Genomic DNA, 16,235 nt, shown 5'->3' with positions numbered 1-16,235 from the left:
GTTATCTATTTTTTCCGCCGGCCTTCTAATGGTTTTCCTCGATTGCAACGCCGCTCAGGCAGATGAACAGCTGGAGGTAATTGAGGTTTCAGCACAGCGACATTTACAACCACTCAAACAAGTGCCGGTTTCTGTAACGCTACTAGACGCAGAAGAAATTGCCTCATTGAGCAACCCATCAATAGAGCAAGCCAGTGAGCGCCTCCCTGCAGTTTTTGCTGCGCCAAATTCTGGTTCATCCAAGTTGTTTATGCGCGGTATCGGCTCACAAGGCAACGCTGGCATGGACCAAACCGTGGCAGTTTACCTTGATGATGTTTACCACGGACGTTCCCGAATTATCAAAACGAGTTTGTTTGATACCAAAAACATGGAAATATACAAGGGACCTCAGAGTCTCTACTTCGGACTCAATACAACAGGCGGGGTTATTTCGCTTCACAGTCAGCAAGCAAATTTATCTCAAAGCGAGGGCGAATTAGCGTTAACAGTCGGCGAGAATCAAACCTATGGACTCGACCTGGCCCGCACCATCAGTGTCAATGACAGTCTGGCAATTCGCCCTGCCCTTCACCTGAATAAAAGCGATGGTTATTGGGACATGATAGATAGCAATGGAAACGTGGTTGCCGACAGCAATAACCAACAGCAAGCTGCCAGAATATCAATTACATGGAAAGCTTTAGAGAAGCTGCAATTTAGTCTCAAATTGGAAAGTCAGAATAACGAGCATAACAACCCCTATGCCTGGCAACCCGGTGGTTGCAACAACCTCTATGGGCTGAACTTAAGCAATCAGCAAGAATTGAATGCCTTTTGGCAAGAAACAGGCTCTCAACAAGATAATCCGCTGCGAGTCCCCTACACCTGTCGAGAGCAGTTTATAGACAACCAGTTTGACCAATCATCCCCGAGTGCTCCCTTTAATGACTCAGAACTCACCCACAACCTTGTGCTATTAAAAAGCTTCTGGCATGGAGACAACTATGATGCCGAGCTAATTTCTGCATACTACGACACGGAGTTCGGGTTCGCTGGCAATGATTTGAGCCATGGTGCCAATTTCAAACGGCTTTATTGGTCAGAAGATCAGGGACAACAGCACTCTCAAGAACTGCGCCTGCGCGGCAAATTTAGTCCACAATTAGACTGGTTTTCCGGTCTTTATTGGCACGACAGCCAGATATACTACGCCACCTCTGATTTAGATGCGCGAAGACAAGAAAATCAACAGCTCAGTTTTGCCCAAGCCTGGCAAAAAGAGCGACGCCTGGCTGTATTCGCAGCATTGCAGTGGCAGTTAAACGAGCAATTTTCTCTCTCGCCCGGATTACGTTGGAATCGCACCCATAAAAACTTTGATGGTTTGAATCGCCAATATCGCGCTCAATTTCAGAGCCAGGCTGAGCGTCAGATTTTTCTCGATACCCTTACAGAAGACGTGCAGGCCGACCCAACCCGTTACAGCCAGTTTAGCGCCAGGGTAACGAACGAATTTACTGATCAGCAGCATCGATTTACTACTTTGCTGCCCTCAATCAGGCTCAGTTGGCAACCCAAATTAGACTCATACATTTGGTATAAATGGCAAAAGGCTGCAAAAGGTGGTGGCTTCAATTTCCGCCTTAATAATCTGGATGCGTCTGAACTTCGATATGACGAGGAAAATGCCAGGAGTCATGAATTGGGATTCAGACAGCAGCTGTTAAACAACCGGATGTCGCTTTCTGCCGTATTGTTTCATACCGACTATCGCAGTTTGCAGCAAAATTCTAACATGGGTGACGATGGATTTATCGCAGGAGCCTTGATCCGCAATATTGCAGCCGCACGTTCAAAAGGCATTGAGCTAGAGCTGGCATGGCAATTGTCTGCTACATTACAGCTCTCTGGCAATGCCACTTGGCTTGATGCGCAATTTACCCGTTATCCCGGGGCCGATTGCACAAGACTACAAAGCGTTGTTTCCAATACAGATGTTGCTGCATTATTCGGTGCGCAACGGGAGCAAAGCTGTTTTCAGGATTTGAGTGGCGCGCGAATGCCTTTTGCTCCGGAATTTAGTTTATCTACAACACTCAAGCACACTTATCACATCTCGGCTAATTATCAGCTCATCAGTTCGCTGAATTGGTTTTATTCTGACGAATACTTTACCTCACCACATGCAGATACGCTGCGACAACAGCCTGATTTTCATAAATTACACTTAAACTTGAGCCTGCTAAACGCCAAGTCACCTTGGAAAATATCACTCCACATCAACAATTTAACCAATAAACTTACCACTGGCCAACTGGGACAGGATGGCAATGCAGCAGTTTCAGGGCTTTTGGATAGCCCAAGACAGGTGCTAGTTCGAGCAGAAATCAAAATATAATCTATAATATTTTTTTACTCATACCGCCAATGGAAAAACTGATGAACAATTCATGGATTTCCCGAAATCGATTTACCTTACCCTTTATTTTTATTTCACTTGTCATTCAAGGGAATACACCCGCAGCTGAAAACACGACGAAGGCCGCATCAAACGGCTGTGCAGTGATGACTAGCGCCAGTCAACGCAATACCTTAATGACCAGCGCCTCAGAGTTGCAGAATCCCCCCAGTTACGATTTTTCTTCCAAAGAAGAGCGTACCCGAGCCAAACTGGTAGTGGAATACAAAACTCCCACATTAGCCGGGTGTAAAACAAAGTTGCGGCAATGGGCTGGGCCAAAATATGATGGTCGCCCTGTCGGCCCTACCATGATCATTCGCCCGGACCGCACTTATCGAGCAGATATCACAAATAAACTACCAAAAGAGAACCACGCGACAAAACAAGCCATGGCTAAAATGGGGCATGTTCACGATCTCGATGGTGCCGGGCATGGGGGTGAGTCCACATCGTTAGGTTATGTCCCCCCTAAACCCGTAGAGATGAATTTTAATAAGCCCCACAACTTCAACGTTACCAATTTGCACACCCACGGTTGGCATGTAGATCCAACAGGTAAGAGCGACAACATCTTTCGCGAAATGGAGCCTCGAAAAGAGCCTTATGAACAAATAGTTCATTTACCCAAAGGACACCCGTCAGGCACATTTTGGTATCACGCGCATTTGCACGGTTCAACGACTTTACAAGTAGCCAGCGGCATGGCGGGTGCGCTCATTGTCAATGATGATAAACAAGGTTTAGAAAGCATAGAAGTGATCCGCAAAGCACCAGACAAAATCATGCTATTCCAACAATTGGCGTATGGTAAAGATGGTAAAATTGAAAACTATGACAACCTGCAACAAGGGGATATCACCGGAGCTGGCAGAGCGGTAGGCTACAAAAACCTCAATCGCCCGGTATTTGTCAATGGCCAGGCTTACCCTAAAGTCACCATCAAACCCGGGCAAGTTCAGCGCTGGCGCTTCATTCATGCTGGGATCACTGATGGCATCAACCCACAACTTGTAAAAGTGCCTGTAGCAGATATCAGCAGCGATGGTGATATCGATTTTAGCAACGCTGAAACCATCAATATGTACGAGATTGCACTAGATGGGCTACCAACGGGAAAAATGCCAAGCATTCCCTACGCAGTATTGGCACCAGGATACCGCACCGACGTATTAGTACAGCTCGATAAAGACCTGACTAATACCGACTATAAACTGTTTTTAATAGATCAGGGTCAAAAAGACAAAGTCACTGTGCAAATCAGAAATAAAACCGACAGTGATCCGGGCACGGTTCAAAACGCCACTAATTTCCGACGCGTACTTGTACAAATAGAACTTGGCTCTGCACTTGATAATAATCAGGCTTTACCTTCTCGCACTGAGATTGCCAAGGCGTATTCTGATTATACAAAAGGCGACCCATACACGGGTGAAGCACCACTTAAACCCCTTAGCGCATCAGAACTGGACAATGGTAAGATTCAGCAAGTCCACTACAAAGTTTCCTCACAATATCAATGCCCTGAACACGGTGGCAGTTGCACTCCTTGTACAGATGATGCAAATAATTTAGTTTCTTGCGGCGCAAACGCAGAAAATTTTTATATGATTTGTGATGGAAGAGACGCTTATGGCAATTGGGCCTGTTTCAACTTTAACCCTTCCGTGGACTTTGCTCGTATCCTTGGCCTTAATTCTGCCAACATCTGGCAAATCAGTGGCGAGTCAAACAGTGCGAACCACATTTTCCATATACACGTTAATCCCTTCCAGGTTCAGCGCAAATTCGCTTATGGCGTTAACTATCCTTTTGGTGATGCGATGGATCCGAATAATTGGGTTTGGAAAGACACCCTTAAAGCCCCCGTGTTCAGAAATACTGAAACCCTCTCCAACATCACCAGTCAAACCCAACTGGATGAATATATTTCAGGAAAAACTTTCAGTGCCACAACGCCAACCTCTGGTGTAAAAGGTATCAGTCAGGGCCACATTGCTACGATAAAAACCCGCTATACCATGTTTACCGGCGCGTTTGTGCAGCATTGCCATGTTTTGAATCACGAAGACCAAGGCATGATGCAAGTGGTTTCAATTGAACCCGCTTTGGAGGACATCAAAAAGGAAGTACCACAATTGCATAAAGCCATTCTCGAGCACGGTAGAATCGAATAGCAAACCTGGCCCAAATACAGCGTCGCCTGGCGCTGTATTTACCCTCAAGTAACAGAGTTATCTCACTTAATAGCAGTACAAATCATGAGGGGCAATCCGTATAATAGCGCTGTTATTGGATTTTTAGGGAATATCAGGCTTGCTGAGCAAACTTTTCAAGCAAAAGCCCAAAACGGCATACGAAGCTATTGGTGGCGAGCAAGGTACACGAAAGCTGGCCAATACCTTTTACGATATAATGGAGACGGATGAGTTTGCCACTGAGCTCTTAGCCTTGCATCCAAAGCCTATGGACAGTATTCGGCAGAAGTTTTTTGAGTATTTAAGCGGCTGGTTAGGCGGCCCTCCGCTTTATGAAGCTCAGTATGGTCATCCGCGCTTGCGGGCCAGACACTTGCCTATTGAGGTCACCGATAACATGGTGGAGCAATGGTTGTATTGCATGAACAAAGCATTGAACGAAGTTGTGGAAGACGACAATGCCCGTGAAGCCATCCGCCAACCAATCACACAACTGGCAAGGCACATGAAGAACACTTGAGTTCACAACCCATGTTCAAAACCAAAAACAGCGCCATCCGGCGCTGTTTTCACTATTATTCAATGTTACTTTCAAAAGGCGAAGCGGCGCTCCATTTTCACTTCTTTACGGCGTGAACCATCAATTTTGTACACTGGCAACTCTCGGATGTCGGCGCGTTCACGACGGGCCACATAAGGTACTAACTGTGAATAGCCCTCTCGATTTCCCGCTTTCATTGTCCCTTCAAATAAGGCAACACAGCCTACCGTAGTTACTTTTACATCAGTAAAATAGTATTCCAGCACATTGGTCAACTGACGGACGTTATCCAATCTGTTGTTAAGCACGCCTTTTTTGTTGTACATCGACATCAATAAACTGGAGATTTTACTGTTTTCACCTTTGCCTAACAGTGTGCTACCAAACACTTTACCACGTGGCGCCAGGCACATACGAGCATTGTGAAACAGTGTTGACAGGCGATTTTCGAAACTACCTTGCAAGCTCTGGATCACCATATTCAGATTAATAGAATCGAACTTGCGATTCTTAAAATTCCAAGACTGTAATAAACTGGCACAATACAGATGCGGGTTTAAGTGCTTGGCGTTTTTATGAGCTGCTTTCAAAGAATCTTTGTCGGTATCTAAAAACGATACCTTCAGCTCTGAATTGGCTTTCAAACGCTTCACCAGTGAATAGCCACCTTCTACACCGACTTCCAGGTGATTCTTGGAGATGTTGCGCTTAAACAATTTTACCAGCTCTGCTTCAGGGCAGCTCCACGCAAGTTCATTCACCAAATCATGACCCAGTACTTTAGACAGGGTGCTCAATGGGGTTCTCTTTCCTGTTGCAGCTTGTTCATCCATTTTTAATGCCGCTGAAGTAATGGTCTTTTTCATAGTGCTTTCCTTTACGATGAAGAATCACGGTGAGCTGATTCTGTACCAGGTCGAACTGCAAAAGTGCCTGAAGGTTTTTACGATGAAGACAGTGTAAAAAATGCAAGATGAATCATCTTCTGTATGGCATGAAAGAAAATGATGCGAAATGGGAAGGAATATCCCCAACTGTGAACTTTATGAAGAAATAACCACCACAATGCACAATTTAGTAGCGCATTTGCCCTTTATCAGCTTTTGAAAAAGCCCCAAAATTTAACTATCACTTTGTTTTTATTGATGTTTTACGTAAGCATTCATTTAACATCATAGTTGTTAACGCTGCGTTAACATTAACAACTTCCCTGAATCCGTGAGCAAATAAATATCGCCTTGCTGATCTTGAGCAATTCCTCTTAAGCGCTCGTCCAGATGCGTTAGCAAAGACACCTGCTTTGACACCTTTCCTTCTGTTAGTTTCACAACGCGCAACTCTCGGGTTTTCAACGTCGTTACCAGTAAATGGCCGTTTAGCTCTGGAAACTTATTGCCGCGATACAGCAGCATATCTGACGGAGCAATAGATGGGGTCCAATCCAATAAAGGTTGCTGCATTCCCGGATATTCTTTAAAAGGACTGATATTGGCCCCCGAATAATCTTTGCCATTAGTGATCACCGGCCACCCATAATTAAAACCTTTTTTTATGATATTTATCTCGTCGCCACCAGCCGGGCCATGTTCATGGCTATAAACCACACCAGATTGTTCATCAAACAACAACGCCTGTGGATTACGATGCCCCAACGTCCAAACGAATGCCGCAGCCTCATCAGCCGCAAACGGATTATCTGCTTTCGCCTCGCCATTTAAGTCCATACGCAAGACTTTACCTAACATCGAGCTTTTTATTTGGGCAGACTCGCGATAGTCAAAACCATCTCCCGATGCCAATAACAGCGCGTCATTGGTTAGAGCAATTCGACCACCATAATGCACAGGCGTGTCTTTTTCCGGTGAAGTGCTAAAAATGTCCTCTGCATTTTCCAAGGTCATGTTTTCAAAATTGAGAGTGGCTTTGTGCAATGTCAACGCGTTATTACCTGCATCACCTTTTGCATAAGACAAAAACAAGGTTCGATTCTCAGTAAAGTCGGGATGCAATTCCACATCCAACAATCCGCCTTGACCGGCAAAAAATACTGAAGGCGTCCCCTGCACCACTGATTTGTTGCCATCTTTCAAAAAAATAAGTTGACCACTGCGCTCGGTGAGCAACCAGCCGCCCTCCGGGAGTTGTGTAAGCGCCCAGGGCGCACCCAGCCCCTCAACCACAACCTCTGCATCATATTTTGTTTCCGCGGCGTTAATACCGAAGGACAAGAGCAATAAAAATACTGTGAATACTCGCATAAAGGGGCCAATCATTTTTATTTGATATTCATTTTAGGGAAGACAGGTTGCTTTACCAGTGTTTTAATAAATCAAAAGGCTTTGTTCGAGGCACAAGATGAAATTAGCACTCCATTTCCTGGCGGCTTGCATCACCACTTTTGTTCTGGCGAGCGTCGCTCACAGCCAGATGGTATTGGCTGAGTTAACCAATATCGATGTGACTATTACGCTGGCTGATCGAATCCAGATGACGTTATCTGACCTTGCAGGTTTATTACCCAGTTACGGTGTCGTTATTGCGATAGCACTGCTGTTAGCTTTTTCTATTAAGTGGCTTATCTCCAGCAAGATGAAGCAGCTACCAGATAGCCTGTATATATTGGCCGGTTTTTTAGCCATTGCCTGCGCATTAGCGGCCATGCACCCGATTTTAGATATCACTTTAATTGCGGGTGCAAGAACCCCATTTGGCCTGTTCCTGCAAGCCTTGAGTGGTGCTATCGGTGGTTTTGTATTTATGAAACTGCGCCAAGGGCAATAATACAAACACCAGAAACAAAAAAAGCGCCATAGGCGCTTTTCTAAAATCATACGTTTAAGCTTAAGAAGACAACTCCGCCTGCAAAGCCTCAAACGTGGTTTTTTCTGAAGAAACATAGCGCTGCCATTGTTTCGCCATCTTAGATGTTCCTTTGAACTTCTCAGCTTCTGCCAGAGCATTCAATGCTTCAGCAAATTGCTGTTTGTTGAACAAAGACATACCTATCACCAAATGTGCCGTACCCGGACTGCGAAGTTCGCCTTTCTCCAGTGCGATACGGGCATTTTCAATGGCCTGGTCAAACTGCTCAGAATTTAAGAACAACTGCGCCAACTGGGCGTTAAGTTCACCATCTTCTGACAACTCTGCCGCCGCCTGCATTACCGGAATGGCTTTATCAGAATCACGGGAAGCTGCATAACACTGAGACAAGAAACGCAGATTTTTAAGGTTGCGCTCTAGCTTGCCATTTTCCATGGCCTCTTCCATTATTCTGGCGCCTTTATAAGGTACCTGATGATAATAGTAGAGCTGCGCCAGGTTAAACATATCGCTACCGGACTCAACATAACCTTGCTGGTAAGCCGCTTCCATCACAGCAAGCTGCTTCTTCTCTTCACCAATTTCGCCATACATGGCACCCAACTGTAACCAGTATTTAGGCTTTTCATAATAGCGAACCAGCTTAACCAGAACTTCCGTAACCTTTTTAGGCTGCTTTAACTCGTAATGAATAGCACGCTGTAGGATGTACCAGTTTTCATCGGCAATACCATCATCAGGATTTTCTTCCTGGGTGGCGATAGCTTGCTCAATAAAACCCGCCGCTTCCTGGTAGCTCTTCTTCTGATACATAGCCTGAGCTTTCAGTACATAATTTTTAGCCGGAATTTTGCCTTTGTTTAAAGCTTCCCAGCGTTCAATGTATGTGAGCACATCGTCGTACTGTTCTTGCATCAAACTCAACTGCGCCAGACTGAACAGCGTCCCTTGTTCAAAGCTTTCCGGAATAGGTTGCTGCTCTACAACCAACTTAAAGGATTCGTAGGCTTTGTCATAATCTTCGGCGTTGTAATAAACGAATCCATAGAAGTTATACATCATGGCGCGTTCATAGCTATTCATTGAGTCAGATTTGTCCTTAACTTCATCCAATATCTCAATAGCGCCAGGGACATCACCTTCGTCGCCCAGCTTTTGAGCTCGGGCCAACTGCTCGTATACCCTGCCACGTAAAGCAGGCACACGCTTAAGTTTGCGCTCCGGTTTCGACTCTTGTGCTTGAACAACACCGCCGGCCAACTTGTCAGTGGTGGCCGGAGCCACATAAACCAAAGCTCCGAACAGGGCACAAGCAACGGCTGATAAACGTAATTTTAACATCTTATGCCTCCTAACCGTCGATTTCGAATGAGATGCGGTTTTGAATACCCGATACTTCCGCAGGCTCACCGTTCACTACGCGAGGCTTATATTTAAACTTCATAGCCGCATCCAATGCTGCGCGCTCAAATATACCTTCTGGTTCGGCTTCCACTACAATGGGATCTCTTACCGAGCCTTGCTTAGTTACAGTGAACTCTACGATAACGTAGCCTTCAATACCGCGCTGCAATGCACGACGTGGATATACCGGTGCCACTTTCACGATAGGTAAGTATTCACCATCACCGGACTCCAATGCCAAGCCGCCATCAAGGGCGACATCAGCGGATACGGCTTCCGAGAAGTTCATACCACCGCCGTCATTGTTCGGTGTCGCTGAATCCAGCTGAGGTTGATCCATCTGTGGTGGAGGCTCTTTTGGCGGAGGCGGCTTACGAGGCTTGCGCTCTTTTTGCTCCACCGCTTCTTCTCTTGGTACACGGACAAAGTCCAGTACCCGGCCTTTGGGTGCATCGGTTAATGCACTACCACCACTTTCGATCAACGACTGCATTACGTAAAACAGGACCATGGTGATACCTGCACTTAGAATTAACGCAATCAATACTCGAATCATAATTACTGCTCTGCTGCGGCAATGGATACGTCATAAGCGCCAGCGGCACGTGCTGCATCCATTACTTTGATTAACTTATCAACGTTAGCTTCTTTGTCCGCTTGAATAACCACAGAACCTTGTGGGTTCTCGGCTTTCAAACGCTCAATGTTAGCTTGCACGGCACGTACGTCCACCTTGCGCTTATTGATCCAGATTTCACCTTTATCGGAAATCGCAACCAAAATCGTGGCACGAGGCTTGGCCGCTGCAGTAGAGGCTTCAGGGCGGTTTACATCAATACCGGCCTCTTTAACAAAAGACGCGGTAACAATGAAGAAGATAAGCATGATAAATACAACGTCCAGCATAGGCGTCATATCAATTGTGGCTTCTTCTTCTTCTACTAAATTTTGAAAATGCTGTTTCATAATTTTCTCGCTTTAAAGCTTGAGCACCGAGCGCAAGCTTTAATTGTGTCTGTCCATTGCTAATGCTTCTTCTACATGGGTGCGCTCGGCTTTTACCGTTCTGGTTAACCAGGCCACAGCAAATACGCCAGAGAGTGCACCCACCATACCCGCCATCGTGGGGATAGTGGCTTTAGAAACACCAGAAGCCATAGAGCGGGCATTGCCCGAGCCAGATATTGCCATAACGTCAAATACTTCAATCATTCCGGTTACCGTACCCATGAGTCCTAATAAAGGACACAGGGCCACGAGCGCCTGAATGATGGCAACATTGCTATTCATGCCTAAGTGCAGGCGTGAAATCGTCATTTGTCGTATCTGTTCTGCATTCCAGGAGCTGCGATCTTTACGCGCTCCCCAGTTTGCAATGGCTTCATTTTTGGCTTTCTGGTGCCAGATAAAGAAGTACAGCGCCCGTTCTAAAATGAGTAGCCACATCACGAAGATCAGGATACCGATGTAGAACACAACGGCCCCACCGGTTTCCGTGAAATCGCGAATAGCTTCAAAAAACTCGATGAACATAGCTATTAACCTCTTTCAGCGCGCTCTGCAATCACCCCTGAAGACTGTTCTTGCAGAACTGCAACAATGCCTTTACTGCGCGTATTTAAGAATGCGTAAAGCAAAGTAGTTGGAATGGCGACTACCAGACCCAGTACCGTGGTTACCAATGCTTGCGAGATACCGCCCGCCATCAGCTTAGGATCGCCAGTACCAAATAATGTGATGGCCTGGAAGGTCAAAATCATACCGGTTACGGTACCCAATAGACCCATCAGCGGTGCAACTACAGAGATAATTTTAACGATAGTTAAGAAGCGAGATAACTTGGGTAACTCACCCAAAATGGCTTCAGTTAGGTGCAATTCTAATGCCTCAACATCCGCCTCTGGATATTTGTCTTTGACCATCAATACACGACCTAACGGGTTGTCCGCTTTAGGCGTAGCTGATTTTTGCTGAGCATTGACCTTCATTTGAATCAAAGAAAGATTGATCAACTGGATGATTGCCAGTAAGAAACCTACTGCACCCACGCCTAAGATGATGTAACCAACTAAACCACCTTGCTCAACACGTTCTTTGAAATTTGGCGCTTGTACCAATAAGCCAAGGATTGAACCACCGGTTGGATCAAGACCGAATTTTACGACCTCACCGCTAGAGGCTTCTAATTCACTAATAGAATTCATGTAACGCGCAGCGGGTTGACGAATCAATTCTGCAACTGTGCCTGTAGCCGGGTTGTAATCCAGATATTTTCCGTCTGCCACTAAAGCGAACGGTCCAACACGGGTAACGTCTTTATTCACTTTATCACCGTTGGCTTCTACCACTTCAGTAGTGAAGTTAGTGACCTTACCGGCTTGTGTCATTTCACGCTGAATTTCGAACCAAACGCGCTCAATCTCTTCGATGGAAGCCAGCTTAGAAGATTTACCCATAGACTGAGCCAGGTTGTCCAAAAACTCACCACGGCCAGGGATTTCGGCAGAAATCATAGAGTTCTGGAACTTGTTCTTGGTATCGCCAGACACTTGCTGAAGTACACCGAACAGCTCTTTTAACGAACCTAAACGCTTATCAAGGGCACCTTGAAGGTCCGCAATTTTGAATTCGTTTTCTTCGAAGGTGGTTTCCAGGCGCTCACTGTTAGCTTCTTCGTTAGCGCGGGTTTGCTGTGCTTCACGGATCATGCGATCTTGCTCAGCTACCTGGGCGCGGAACTGTTGTTCACGCTGCTGGTTTTGCTGGTTTTGAGCAAATTTACCTTCTTCCAGCTGCTTTAATAAGGCATCCAGGTCAAGGTTTTTATTTTGTGCCATTGCACCACCAGATAGGACGGATGCAACGAACAATGTAGAGATAACTTTAACGAACTTTTTCATTGCAAATATCCTTAGTTGGTCTTTTTAACAGGCAGCATCAGCAAGTCAGGTGCTTTTTGCTTTTTCGCCATGCGCAAACCGTTGGTGATTTGAGTGCGGTAGCCAGAATCTAGTAATTCCCAATTTTTGGTATCTTGATTCCAAACACCCTGCTCTGAGGCATCACGGGTTTGGTATGCCAATACAGTGCGACCAACACGCAAGAAATCTACGTCACGCTCTTGACCGTTCAGGCTTAGGATACCCGAGTAAGCTTCCATGGTGCGTCCGTAATCCATCTCAACCTGATAGGCTTCCATTACGCGACGGAATTTTTCCGAAGGAGACACATCTGCACGGTCCATCATGTCACGTAGGTTTTCGATACGCTCGGAGCGCTCATCTGGCAGGAAAGGCACATCTAATTGCACGAACTGCTCAAGACCGTCAATCATGCGGATCATCAATGGAGTGATTTGACGTTCGATAACGCTAACTTCGTCGATTGACTTATTCAGCGCAGCCATTTCTTCCACTTGATTGGCAATCTGCTTCTCTAACTGGGTGTTATAGACACGCAATCCATCGATTTCTTTGTTGATGGTTTTAAATGTCTGTAGTTTGCTGTCTGCCTGCTCTGAATAAGCATTCACTTTTTCCTGAGACGTGGCTGCAGATTCGTTAATTTGCTTGGCTGAATCAATGGCTGGTTTGAGATAACCATCTTCCTGAGCACTTCCTGTCATAGAAGCTACTGAAAACGCAGCTGCCACAACTGAAAGGGTAAAAGTTTTGGAAAACTTCATATAAAAAGACCCTGAGATGTGTGTTAAGTAAACAATTGGGGCGTCGCCCGAGAATGGCGCAAATTGTAGGGGGGGAATATGATCGTTTTATTACATCACAATGGAGCCTTTGTGACGCATGCTTGCAGAGAATAGAAGAGTGCCGGAATCGGCACTCTTTACAGTTTTTTTACATAAGGATCTGTTGGTCCTTGCAGTGCACATTTGTTCTAAACAGGCGTGTCCTAGTCGCGGAACAGACCTGAAGGCCTAGCGGGCTAAGTTGAAGAGCTGTGACAACGAATAGGGCTCGCCTGTGACGAACCCTTTGGGCAGCGCTTGTGTGAAATTTATACTTCGTTGGAGCGTCTTTATTTAGACCCGCTAAACCTCAGCCGCTCCGCCTCGTCTAAATCGCACACACACAGCTGCAAAAATGCACAGCAATGTTCAACAGACCCTAAAAGTCGTAGCTGTAACCTAAGCTAAAACCAACACCTTTGGTTTCAGTCAGTAGCGGTACGTTTTCAAACTGAATGTCGCGTTCTTCATTCAGGATGTTGCTCAACTTAAACTTAACCGTACTGTTGAAGTCCGGATAGTAGGTATAGACAAAATCCAATGAATGGAAGGCTTCTTCATAAGCATCGTCCTGACCTGCAATACCAGCAAAGATAATGCGAGGACCCGATACGTTGTAAACCATAGTGGCAGAGTGCTCACCATTAGGTGCATCGTAACCCAACTGCAGGTTAACTACGTATTCTGAGTGACCAGTTAAACGACGTGAGTCATTGGTGTAATCCGGATTTACGCCAGTTTGTGCCGTGATATTCTCACGGTTGAACTCGGTTTCCGAATCACTCAAGGTCACGTTACCCGACAAGAACAACGAATTCCAGAAGCTGTATGGGTCATCTGAAATAAACGTCAGACCTTGCAGAAATTCCACTTCCACACCATACACTTCGCCGGTTTCGCTGTTAGCCAAACGCGTTCTTGGTGCCGAGTCACCTTGTTCAGTCTGGAATCCTTCAATAGGGTCAACCATGTCTTTGTAGAACAAGGCTACAGATAGGTTGTCACCATTTTCGCGATACCATTCCCAACGGAAGTCATAATGTTCGATTTGCGTCGGACGCAATCCAGGCGTACCGCGAACGAAGTTATCATTCTCATCCAGGAACAAGGCATCGGAGATTTCACGCAAGTCCGGACGAACAACAGTTTCAGCAAAGTTGAAACGGAACTGCATGGTGTCATCTGGGATGTACGTTATCGCGAGCGCTGGATAGATGTCATCTTCCAGGAACGTTAAGTCTTCGAAGTCACGATCATCGGTTGAACTGCTAGCACGAGAGCTGGAGTCCAGAATTGCTTGCTTGAACTCTTCCCAACGGAAACCACCAGAGAAACGCCATTTATTGTCATAAAAGGCATCGAACTCAAAATAACCGGCATCAACGATCTGCGCAGAGGTGTAATCATCACCCGCAGCAGACGATTGTCTCATCAAGTTCTGATTAGTCGGACTATCAAAATTGATAATCAAGTCGTCAGTCAGAATGTCGTTCAGGTTAGCACCAACTAAGTCCGCAGCATCAAAGCTGTTGGTCAGGAAACCGATTGTACGGTTTTCACCAACACGCGCCTTTTGCACTTGCTCATAGCCAGCTTTAAGAGAGATTTCCCAGCTGTCCATTGATACCGGATATTCGACATTCCAGCCCCAGTTCTCAACGTAATCGTCAAGACGCTGGAAGGTATAATCCGTCTGACCTGTGCGGCCGCGAATTAAGCTGATGTCTTCACTGCTGTCAAAGGCACCATTGCCGTTGGCATCATTGAAGTTAAATCCGGTTGAGATATTACCTGGCGCATCCCTGAAGCTGTTAGACTCAGAGTATTTCCAGTCGAACGCTAAGTAATCAAGAAAGTCAAAGGTATGGCTGCCTTTGATCTGACCTGAACGCATCCGGCGCTCTTCGTATAACACGTCATAAGAACGAATTAAGGTACCTTCATCGGTAGCGGTATTGGCGTTAAAACCATAGCGCTCACGAATACGGTCACGAGTATCGTTCAAAATTAGCATGCTCACATCAATCTTGTGGAAAGATGTGTAGCGCAAGCCCATGTTTACCATGCCAGACCATTTTACGGAATGCTCGTTAGATTCACCTACAGGCCAACCTGACTGCAATGACCAACCACCTTCGCCATCAGAGCTAAACTGATTGCCACGATACTCTTCTTTTACCTGCCATGAATTATCATAGCCAGCGGTTGCAAGAAAACCTACCGTCCAATCTTCATCGATGTCGATGTAATTACCTAAAGAAAAGTCCAGGCTAGTGTTTGGATCGACAGACTCACGATAGGGATCAAAGTCGCGGTTAAGCGACAATGCAACATCTTGCTGTTCAGCAATGCTGAGATCTTCGATAGTTTTACGGCGGTCAAAGACATCGCGTAATACCGAAGGCATAGCACGAGTGCCATCATCTCGACCCTGCCAATCATCACCACCGCCATTGTAGGCCCAGGAATCGTCCATATTCTCTGAGTTTGAGCCGATGCTGCCAGATATATCCATGACAAAATCGGTTGGGATGGACTTGAGACGGATATCTACCGCACCACCACCAAAACCGGCAGGCATGGAAGGCGAGAAGGCTTTTTGGACTGACAAGCTTTCAATAATGGAAGCCGGGAACAAATCCAGCGGGATAACGCTACGCGTTGGATCCGGACTCGGAACTGTCATGCCGTTTAAAAGTGTGCTTGAGTAACGTTCACCCAAACCACGAATATAGATGAACTTACCATCTACCAATGTCAAACCTGTTACACGACGTAATGCAGAGGCTGCATCACCGTCACCGGTTCTGGAGATTTGTTCTGCACCTAAAATATCCGCAACAAAGGCCTGTTCCTTACGCTCCTGCAATACCGCGGTAGCTGTTCCTTTAAGACGGGTTCCTGTCGCAACAACTTCTTCAATGGCAGCATCGTCTTCGCTCTCCTGAGCTTGCACCATCGCAGTTTGCGTTCCCAGTCCTAATAGCACCGCCAATGACAGGTTTGCGTAGCGAAACCTTTTGGCAAATTTATTCATTAGTAACCTCATTTGAATGCGGATTTTAGTGATATTTCTCACTCACC

At 46.0% G+C, this 16,235-nt stretch carries 13 protein-coding genes; 4 read left to right on the top strand and 9 right to left on the bottom strand.

Going from position 1 to position 16,235, the window contains the following annotated elements; genetic code table 11:
• Positions 1 to 28: 28 nt before the first annotated feature.
• From ACXAGP_RS14365 to ACXAGP_RS14355, 3 genes are all read left to right on the top strand, one after another.
• Positions 29 to 2,380, top strand: a complete 2,352-nt coding sequence (locus tag ACXAGP_RS14365) for a TonB-dependent receptor (protein WP_475262239.1) — start codon at positions 29 to 31, stop codon at positions 2,378 to 2,380.
• 41 nt (positions 2,381 to 2,421) lie between these two features.
• Positions 2,422 to 4,617, top strand: coding sequence for a multicopper oxidase family protein (locus tag ACXAGP_RS14360; RefSeq protein ID WP_475262238.1), 2,196 nt, complete (start codon positions 2,422 to 2,424; stop codon positions 4,615 to 4,617).
• A 139-nt stretch (positions 4,618 to 4,756) separates the two neighbouring features.
• Entirely contained in the window at positions 4,757 to 5,158 is a 402-nt protein-coding gene (locus tag ACXAGP_RS14355; RefSeq protein WP_475262236.1) for a group II truncated hemoglobin, read from the top strand.
• A gap of 71 nt (positions 5,159 to 5,229) precedes the next feature.
• Here the strand turns inward: ACXAGP_RS14355 and ACXAGP_RS14350 are convergent, their stop codons facing one another.
• On the bottom strand, positions 5,230 to 6,045 hold the full coding sequence (locus tag ACXAGP_RS14350; RefSeq protein ID WP_475262235.1) for a hypothetical protein: 816 nt from the start codon (positions 6,043 to 6,045) through the stop codon (positions 5,230 to 5,232).
• 315 nt (positions 6,046 to 6,360) lie between these two features.
• The gene (locus tag ACXAGP_RS14345) at positions 6,361 to 7,437 is read right to left on the bottom strand and encodes a PQQ-dependent sugar dehydrogenase (protein WP_475262234.1); all 1,077 of its coding nucleotides are present in this window, start codon (positions 7,435 to 7,437) and stop codon (positions 6,361 to 6,363) included.
• A gap of 97 nt (positions 7,438 to 7,534) precedes the next feature.
• Here ACXAGP_RS14345 and ACXAGP_RS14340 point away from each other — a divergent pair, with 97 nt between their 5' ends.
• A complete protein-coding gene (locus ACXAGP_RS14340) occupies positions 7,535 to 7,960 on the top strand; it encodes a hypothetical protein (protein WP_475262233.1) in 426 nt (141 codons plus the stop codon).
• A 60-nt stretch (positions 7,961 to 8,020) separates the two neighbouring features.
• On the opposite strand, the gene ACXAGP_RS14335 is transcribed toward ACXAGP_RS14340, so the two are convergent.
• From ACXAGP_RS14335 to ACXAGP_RS14305, 7 genes are all read right to left on the bottom strand, one after another.
• Complete coding sequence (locus ACXAGP_RS14335; RefSeq protein ID WP_475262231.1) at positions 8,021 to 9,343, bottom strand: tetratricopeptide repeat protein; 1,323 nt, start codon at positions 9,341 to 9,343, stop codon at positions 8,021 to 8,023.
• Between the two features lie 10 nt (positions 9,344 to 9,353).
• Positions 9,354 to 9,962 (bottom strand): energy transducer TonB, encoded by a 609-nt coding sequence (locus tag ACXAGP_RS14330; RefSeq protein ID WP_475262229.1) that lies wholly within the window; start codon positions 9,960 to 9,962, stop codon positions 9,354 to 9,356.
• Between the two features lie 2 nt (positions 9,963 to 9,964).
• Entirely contained in the window at positions 9,965 to 10,372 is a 408-nt protein-coding gene (locus ACXAGP_RS14325; RefSeq protein WP_229528233.1) for an ExbD/TolR family protein, read from the bottom strand.
• A 39-nt stretch (positions 10,373 to 10,411) separates the two neighbouring features.
• Positions 10,412 to 10,939 carry a MotA/TolQ/ExbB proton channel family protein gene (locus tag ACXAGP_RS14320; RefSeq protein WP_475262227.1) on the bottom strand — a complete coding sequence of 176 codons (528 nt, stop codon included), beginning with the start codon at positions 10,937 to 10,939 and terminating at the stop codon, positions 10,412 to 10,414.
• A gap of 5 nt (positions 10,940 to 10,944) precedes the next feature.
• On the bottom strand, positions 10,945 to 12,306 hold the full coding sequence (locus ACXAGP_RS14315; RefSeq protein ID WP_475262225.1) for a MotA/TolQ/ExbB proton channel family protein: 1,362 nt from the start codon (positions 12,304 to 12,306) through the stop codon (positions 10,945 to 10,947).
• An 11-nt stretch (positions 12,307 to 12,317) separates the two neighbouring features.
• The gene (locus ACXAGP_RS14310; RefSeq protein ID WP_475262224.1) at positions 12,318 to 13,091 is read right to left on the bottom strand and encodes a DUF3450 domain-containing protein; all 774 of its coding nucleotides are present in this window, start codon (positions 13,089 to 13,091) and stop codon (positions 12,318 to 12,320) included.
• A gap of 439 nt (positions 13,092 to 13,530) precedes the next feature.
• Positions 13,531 to 16,110: a TonB-dependent receptor domain-containing protein gene (locus ACXAGP_RS14305; protein ID WP_475262532.1), complete on the bottom strand. Its 2,580-nt coding sequence runs from the start codon at positions 16,108 to 16,110 to the stop codon at positions 13,531 to 13,533.
• Positions 16,111 to 16,235: the final 125 nt, after the last annotated feature.

Source organism: Planctobacterium sp. AWM4_229 (assembly GCF_056160305.1).
Note: the sequence above shows the minus strand (reverse complement) of the source record. Positions and strands in the feature narration are given on the sequence as shown.

Bases quoted from the DNA above. Each gene is read 5' to 3' on its own strand.
- ACXAGP_RS14365 (WP_475262239.1), top strand. From the start codon at position 29: ATGGTTTTCCTCGATTGCAACGCCGCTCAGGCAGATGAACAGCTGGAG.
- ACXAGP_RS14360 (WP_475262238.1), top strand. From the start codon at position 2,422: ATGAACAATTCATGGATTTCCCGAAATCGATTTACCTTACCCTTTATT.
- ACXAGP_RS14350 (WP_475262235.1), bottom strand. From the start codon at position 6,045: ATGAAAAAGACCATTACTTCAGCGGCATTAAAAATGGATGAACAAGCT.
- ACXAGP_RS14345 (WP_475262234.1), bottom strand. From the start codon at position 7,437: ATGCGAGTATTCACAGTATTTTTATTGCTCTTGTCCTTCGGTATTAAC.
- ACXAGP_RS14340 (WP_475262233.1), top strand. From the start codon at position 7,535: ATGAAATTAGCACTCCATTTCCTGGCGGCTTGCATCACCACTTTTGTT.
- ACXAGP_RS14335 (WP_475262231.1), bottom strand. From the start codon at position 9,343: ATGTTAAAATTACGTTTATCAGCCGTTGCTTGTGCCCTGTTCGGAGCT.
- ACXAGP_RS14330 (WP_475262229.1), bottom strand. From the start codon at position 9,962: ATGATTCGAGTATTGATTGCGTTAATTCTAAGTGCAGGTATCACCATG.
- ACXAGP_RS14325 (WP_229528233.1), bottom strand. From the start codon at position 10,372: ATGAAACAGCATTTTCAAAATTTAGTAGAAGAAGAAGAAGCCACAATT.
- ACXAGP_RS14320 (WP_475262227.1), bottom strand. From the start codon at position 10,939: ATGTTCATCGAGTTTTTTGAAGCTATTCGCGATTTCACGGAAACCGGT.
- ACXAGP_RS14315 (WP_475262225.1), bottom strand. From the start codon at position 12,306: ATGAAAAAGTTCGTTAAAGTTATCTCTACATTGTTCGTTGCATCCGTC.
- ACXAGP_RS14310 (WP_475262224.1), bottom strand. From the start codon at position 13,091: ATGAAGTTTTCCAAAACTTTTACCCTTTCAGTTGTGGCAGCTGCGTTT.
- ACXAGP_RS14305 (WP_475262532.1), bottom strand. From the start codon at position 16,110: ATGGTGCAAGCTCAGGAGAGCGAAGACGATGCTGCCATTGAAGAAGTT.